Below are 1481 nucleotides of genomic sequence, written 5' to 3' on the forward strand. Positions count from 1 at the left end.
GAGACCGTTTCAAGTTTTGTGTAAACGTTAAAAACTGATATAAGATTTGTGAATAGTTACAAATGGGCAGAGCCGATTTTCCGAATTCTGCCCATATCTGCATTATACAGTAGTTTTTAGGCATGTCAATAAAACCTGCCTAAAATTGACTGCTTTACAGGTTCCGTCCTGCCAGACGTTCTTCAAAGTAAATTTCAAGCTGGGAATGAATCTGTCCCCAGTCCTGCCGATGGCCAGTCCATTTTTTCGTGATATCCATGGTTGCCAGATACAGCATTTTCAAAAGGCTGTCATCCGACGGAAAAACCGTCTTGCTTTTGGTCACTTTCCGAAGCTGGCGGTTGAATCCTTCAATGGCATTTGTGGTATAAATCAGCCGTCTTACTGCCTCCGGATATTTGAAATATGTGGACAAAGTTGCCCAGTTATCTTGCCAGGATTTATAGATTTTCGGGTACTTGGAATCCCATTTATCCTTGAACAATTCTAACTCATTTAAAGCGGTTTCTTCCGTCGGAGCTGCATATACAAGCTTCAGATCAGCCATCAGTTTTTTGATGTCTTTGTATGAAACAAACTTTGTTGAATTACGGATCTGATGGATGATGCATTGCTGAATCTCTGTTTTGGGATAAACAGCCTCGATTGCCTGTGGGAATCCATTTAAACCATCAACGCATGCAATCAGGATATCCTCAACACCTCTGTTTTTTAATCCATTCATGATAGAAAGCCAGAACTTTGCACTTTCGTTTTCTCCAACATACATTCCAAGGACATCTTTTTTTCCATTCATGTCGATACCAAGAGCAATGTAAACCGCACGTTTTACAATACGTCCTTCGCTGCGGACATGATAGTGGATGGCATCCATAAATACAACGGCATACACTTCTTCCAGAGGACGTTCCTGCCATTCTTTTACAATCGGCAGGATTTTGTCTGTGATCCGGCTGATTGTGCTGTCAGAAATATCAATATCGTATAATTCACGCATGTGGGATTCAATGTCTCCAGTTGTCATTCCCTTGGCATACATGGAAAGTATTTTTTCTTCCATGTCCTGAGTTACGGTATTTTGATATTTTTTAATCAGCTGAGGTTCATAATCCCCATTACGGTCCCTTGGGATTGCCACATCCATATCTCCATAACTGGTGTGCATGGTTTTGCTGGAATGTCCATTTCTACTATTGTCTGTTTCTTTGTTTCGATAGTCATACTTGGAATATCCTAATTCTTCATCCAGTTCTTCATCCAAAGCACCTTCCAAAATGACAGACATCATGTCACGCATGATGCTGTTTACATCGGTGCCATCTTTGATGCTGATATCATTATTTTTCAGATAGTCGCGCATCATTTCTCTCATTGCTGCTTTTTGTGGGCTGTCTTTTCTTCTTGCCATAAAAATAACCTCCAAACTGAGTAATTTTATCTTACATCAGTTTGGAGGTTTACACAAACTTTGGGATACTCCC

General features: G+C 40.4%; 1 protein-coding gene. It reads right to left on the reverse strand.

The genetic code is table 11. The features are described 5' to 3' along the window. Positions 1-154 precede the first annotated feature (154 nt). Positions 155-1372 (reverse strand): IS256 family transposase, encoded by a 1218-nt coding sequence (locus tag LKD41_RS15555; protein WP_227701682.1) that lies wholly within the window; start codon positions 1370-1372, stop codon positions 155-157. Positions 1373-1481: the final 109 nt, after the last annotated feature.

Origin of the sequence: Roseburia sp. CLA-AA-H209 (genome assembly GCF_020687575.1) — a bacterium.
GTDB lineage: Bacteria > Bacillota > Clostridia > Lachnospirales > Lachnospiraceae > Roseburia_C > Roseburia_C amylophila.

Excerpts from the sequence above, each read along its gene's own strand:
- LKD41_RS15555 (WP_227701682.1), bottom strand. The coding sequence starts at position 1,372 with ATGAGAGAAATGATGCGCGACTATCTGAAAAATAATGATATCAGCATC.